The organism is Haloferax sp. s1, assembly GCF_058382125.1.
Genome location: NZ_JBZRPK010000411.1, coordinates 1 through 4,309, shown reverse-complemented (window position 1 = coordinate 4,309; position 4,309 = coordinate 1). Strand labels below are relative to the sequence as shown.

Sequence of the window (4,309 nt, the reverse complement as noted above, 5' to 3'; positions counted from 1 at the left end):
GAATTCACCGTCGGAGACGCCACCTTCGAAGGAGTCAACCCCTGCCAGCGCTGTGCCGTACCGACCCGCAATCCGGATACCGGCGAGGAGACGCCGGGTTTCCGCGAGACATTCATGACAAAGCGCCGCGAGACGCTGCCCGAGTGGTCCGGCGGCGACTGGTTCAATCACGACTTCAGACTGATGGTCAACACCACAGTTGCTGAATCATCGTGGGGAGAGACGCTTTCGGTTAGGGATGCGGTTCGCGTCGGAGACGTACTCACCGACTGAGCTGATTGGTTGGTGAGTTGATTAGTCAGTTAGTTAATTGGTTGGTGAGTTGATTGGGCGGCGATGTGCCGACCGAGGTAATTTCTTCGTTTCACTTCACCGACACCCACGCCTTTAGGTGGTTTCCCCGGTTTGTGAGATGCATGTTCACACTCACCGGTGCACGGGTCGTCGATGCCGATGGAGTTCGCGAGGCAAACGTGGTCGTAGCCGAGTCGACCGGGCGAATCGAGTCTGTCGGCGACGAAGTCGAAGGTGAGACACGGGACGTCACAGGGTTGGTCGTCGCCCCCGGACTCGTCGATGCCCACGTCCATCTAATGATGGACAGTCGAGCGGACGTAGCTACCTACCAACAGGAGTCGGTCGAACGAGCCTGTTACCGGGCCGCCAGCAATCTCAGAAAGACACTCGAAGCCGGTGTGACAACAGTTCGAGACCTCGGGGCACCGGGTGAGTTGGCGACGAGTGCAAAGGCAGCCGTCGCGAGCGGCGAACTAGAGGGTCCGCGCGTCCTCGCCGCTGGTGAGAACATCGTGATGACCGGAGGCCACGGTCACTGGTTTGGCCGCGAAGCCGACGGTCCAGACGAGGTTCGAAAAGCTGCCCGCGAGCAACTCAAGCGCGGTGCTGACGTGGTGAAGTGCATGGCGACAGGCGGCGTCCTCACCGAGGGAGCCGTCACCGGTGCGCCGGAACTCACCGAAGCGGAGATTCGCGCACTCGTTGACGCCGCGAGCGCGAAGGGAGTCCCGACGGCGGCCCACGCCCACGGCGAATCGGGAATTAAAAACGCTGCACGCGCCGGTATCGCGAGTATCGAACACGGGATGTTCATGGACAAGGAGGCGGCCGACCTGCTGGTCGAACGCGGAACGTACTGGGTTCCGACGGCGTCCGCAGCCCACGAAATCGTCGAGCACGGTATCGAAGCCGGTATCCCGGCGGCGGCGGTCGCAAAGGCCGAAGATGCGGCCGAGCGCTTCGAAGTTGCGTGGGACCACGCCCTCGACGCGGGTGTGAAGATTGCGATGGGGACCGACGCGGGGACACCATTCAACGAGCACGGCGAAAACGCGCTCCGCGAGATGGAGTTGCTGGTCGAGTACGGACTCTCACCTGAGGCAGCCCTCGAAGCCGCAACCGTCGGCGGCGCGGAACTCCTCGGATTAAATGATGTCGGGAAGGTCGCCGAGGGCTACATCGCGGACCTCGTCGTCCTCGAAGACGACCCGAGCGTGAACCCGAGTGCGTGGCGGACCGTCCAGCAGGTGTATCGAGAAGGCAAGCAGGTCGTCTAATCGCAACACGGCAGGCGGTCTCACGGCCGTTTTGAAGCGATAGCCTTTTACAATCACACGCAATAACAAAGGATGTACCAACGTGCTCTGTTGGTGTAGTCCGGCCAATCATATCACCCTCTCACGGTGATGACCAGGGTTCGAATCCCTGACGGAGCACTTTTCCCAACTCTGACCCGCGAGCGACAGCGAGCGTGTTTTGGTTCCAAACGTGCGGAGGAAGGGACATTTCGAGTCGAATCCAGTTCCCTACCTATTTCACCCCGGCTCTACTACCCGAATGAGGATGTTACTTGCGGGAACGGTGGTCGCAGACGCGTCTACCATCATCGAAGACGGTGCCGTCGTCGTTGACGACGACCGCATCATCGCAGTTGGAGAGCGAGCGAGGCTCACTGAAACGTATTCGGACCACGAGCGACGCGAATTCGACGTTATCGCTCCGGGGCTGGTCGGCGGGCACGTCCACTCTGTGCAGTCGCTCGGAAGAGGTATCGCCGACGACACCTCACTTCTCGATTGGCTGTTCGACCACGTCCTCCCGATGGAGGCCGGACTCGACGCCGACGGGATGCGAGTCGCCGCAGAACTCGGCTATCTCGAGCTCATCGAATCGGGGACGACGACGGTCGTCGACCACCTCTCGGTTCGTCACGCCGAAGAGGCATTTGAGGCGGCCGGCGAGATGGGAATCCGCGGCCGAATCGGGAAGGTCCTCATGGACACGAACGCGCCCGACGACCTCCAGGAGGACACGGATGCGGGGCTAGCCGAGTCGAAGCGACTCATCGAGCGCTATCACGACACCTTCGACGGCCGTATCCAGTACGCGGTCACGCCGCGCTTTGCCGTCACCTGTTCCGAGGACTGCCTTCGCGGCGTGCGAGAACTCACAGATGCATACGAGGGCGTCCGTATCCACACCCACGCGAGCGAGAACCGCGACGAAGTCGCAACCGTCGAAGCCGAGACGGGGATGCGAAACATCCACTGGCTCGACGAGGTCGGACTCACTGGCGACGACGTGGTCCTCGCACACTGCGTCCACACCGACGAGTCCGAACGCGAGGTTCTCGCCGAGACCGGGACGCACGTCACGTACTGCCCGTCGTCGAACATGAAACTCGCCTCGGGAATCGCACCGATTCCGGACTATCTCGACCGCGGCATCAACGTCGCACTCGGCAACGACGGCCCGCCGTGTAACAACACGCTCGACCCCTTCACCGAGATGCGGCAGGCCAGCCTCCTCCAGAAAGTCGATTCGTTCGACCCGACGAGCACGCCCGCAGCGACCGTGTTCGAGATGGCGACCAGAAACGGCGCGAAAGCCGCCGGATTCGACCGCGTCGGCTGTCTCCGCGAAGGGTGGAAGGCCGATGTCGTCGGTCTCACGACCGACCTCACCCGTGCGACGCCGATACACGACGTCCTGTCGCACCTCGTCTTCTCCGCCCACGGCGACGACGTGGTGTTCACGATGATTGACGGCGATGTCCTCTACGACGATGGAGAACACGTCCGCGCGGATGCGACCGACATCCGGAAACGGGCACAGGAAGTCGCCGAGCGCATCGACGCAGCGCCGACTACCAACTGAGTCGCAGCACCGAATCGAACAGGTAGTTTGCGAGAACGGCCGCCATCGTCGCACCTTTCTCTTCACACGACCGCTCCTGAGTCATGACTGTTCGCCTCCGGACCGTCACGGAGTCCGACCTCCCCGCCATTCGGACGCTCTACGAGCCATTCGTCGAAGAGACGGCGATTACGTTCGCGTACGACCCGCCGAGCGTCACCGACCTCGAATCGAAACTCGAAAAGAAGACACACCACCCGTGGCTCGTCTGCGAAGTCGATGGCGACCTCGCCGGATACGCCTACGCCGGACCTGTCCGAAAGCGCGACGCCTACCAGTGGGCAGTCGAGACCTCAGTCTACGTCGACCCGGGATTCCAACGTCGAGGCGTTGCACGTGGACTCTACACGGCTCTTTTGGACATCCTCGAACAGCAGGGCTACGCGACCGCCTTCGCCGTCGTGACGACACCGAATCCGGCGAGTATCGCCTTCCACGAGTCGTTCGGCTTCGAGTGTGTCGGCCGGTTCGACGAAGTCGGCTACAAACACGACGAGTGGCACGACGTCGAATGGTGGCGACTCACTCTCGGTCCGCGTCCGGACAACCCTGACGAACCACTGTCGGTCGCGACTGCGCAGACTCGTGAGTGGTGGGATGATGCACTCGCACGCGGCACCGCAGCGGTCGGCGACGCCGCACAGAACTGAGTTACGTTTCGTCTGTCACCGAACGGTCAGACGCTCGCCTCGACCGATTCTTCTCTCTCGGTTGCTTCTCCCCCCTCGACTGACTCGGCGCTCTCTGCTGACTCGGGTTCCGCTGTCGATACTCCCGAGTTCGTTTCAGCGGGGTCCGTCCGTTCGAGGACGTACCGTTCGACACCGGCAGAGAGCATCGCTTGCCAGTCATCGAATTCAGTGTGTAAATCGACGTACCGGTCCCACTTGTGGGACGGAATCGATTCGAACGACTCCTGGTCGGAGACTTCGAACCCACTTTGTTCGACGAATTCACTGATAGATGTCGCGTCACAATGCGACTCAACCCACGTAGACGGGAACAGATCGGCAAGCGTCACTTCTCCGCCGAGACCCCCAATCTCGACATCGAGTGTTGCTGCCGCCGTTTCGGCCTCACCCATATCCGGGACCTG

General features: G+C 61.8%; 4 protein-coding genes, 1 tRNA gene and 1 pseudogene. 5 read left to right on the top strand and 1 reads right to left on the bottom strand.

Annotated features, from left to right (window positions below):
• The 5 genes and pseudogenes from QT222_RS05470 to QT222_RS05450 form a co-directional block, all read left to right on the top strand.
• Positions 1–273 (top strand): annotated as a pseudogene (locus tag QT222_RS05470) (MOSC domain-containing protein); the annotation flags it as partial.
• A 143-nt stretch (positions 274–416) separates the two neighbouring features.
• Positions 417–1,574: a metal-dependent hydrolase family protein gene (locus QT222_RS05465; RefSeq protein WP_491476557.1), complete on the top strand. Its 1,158-nt coding sequence runs from the start codon at positions 417–419 to the stop codon at positions 1,572–1,574.
• A gap of 84 nt (positions 1,575–1,658) precedes the next feature.
• Positions 1,659–1,733, top strand: a tRNA-Glu gene (locus tag QT222_RS05460).
• 127 nt (positions 1,734–1,860) lie between these two features.
• The gene (locus tag QT222_RS05455; protein WP_491476556.1) at positions 1,861–3,174 is read left to right on the top strand and encodes a 5'-deoxyadenosine deaminase; all 1,314 of its coding nucleotides are present in this window, start codon (positions 1,861–1,863) and stop codon (positions 3,172–3,174) included.
• A gap of 83 nt (positions 3,175–3,257) precedes the next feature.
• Positions 3,258–3,863: a GNAT family N-acetyltransferase gene (locus tag QT222_RS05450; RefSeq protein WP_491476555.1), complete on the top strand. Its 606-nt coding sequence runs from the start codon at positions 3,258–3,260 to the stop codon at positions 3,861–3,863.
• A gap of 26 nt (positions 3,864–3,889) precedes the next feature.
• Here QT222_RS05450 and QT222_RS05445 read toward each other — a convergent pair whose 3' ends face one another.
• Positions 3,890–4,297, bottom strand: coding sequence for a hypothetical protein (locus QT222_RS05445; RefSeq protein WP_004060427.1), 408 nt, complete (start codon positions 4,295–4,297; stop codon positions 3,890–3,892).
• Positions 4,298–4,309 lie beyond the last annotated feature (12 nt).

What these genes read in the sequence shown, in the direction of transcription:
- QT222_RS05465 (WP_491476557.1), top strand. Translation starts at nt 417, where the DNA reads ATGTTCACACTCACCGGTGCACGGGTCGTCGATGCCGATGGAGTTCGC.
- QT222_RS05445 (WP_004060427.1), bottom strand. Translation starts at nt 4,297, where the DNA reads ATGGGTGAGGCCGAAACGGCGGCAGCAACACTCGATGTCGAGATTGGG.
- QT222_RS05450 (WP_491476555.1), top strand. Translation starts at nt 3,258, where the DNA reads ATGACTGTTCGCCTCCGGACCGTCACGGAGTCCGACCTCCCCGCCATT.
- QT222_RS05455 (WP_491476556.1), top strand. Translation starts at nt 1,861, where the DNA reads ATGTTACTTGCGGGAACGGTGGTCGCAGACGCGTCTACCATCATCGAA.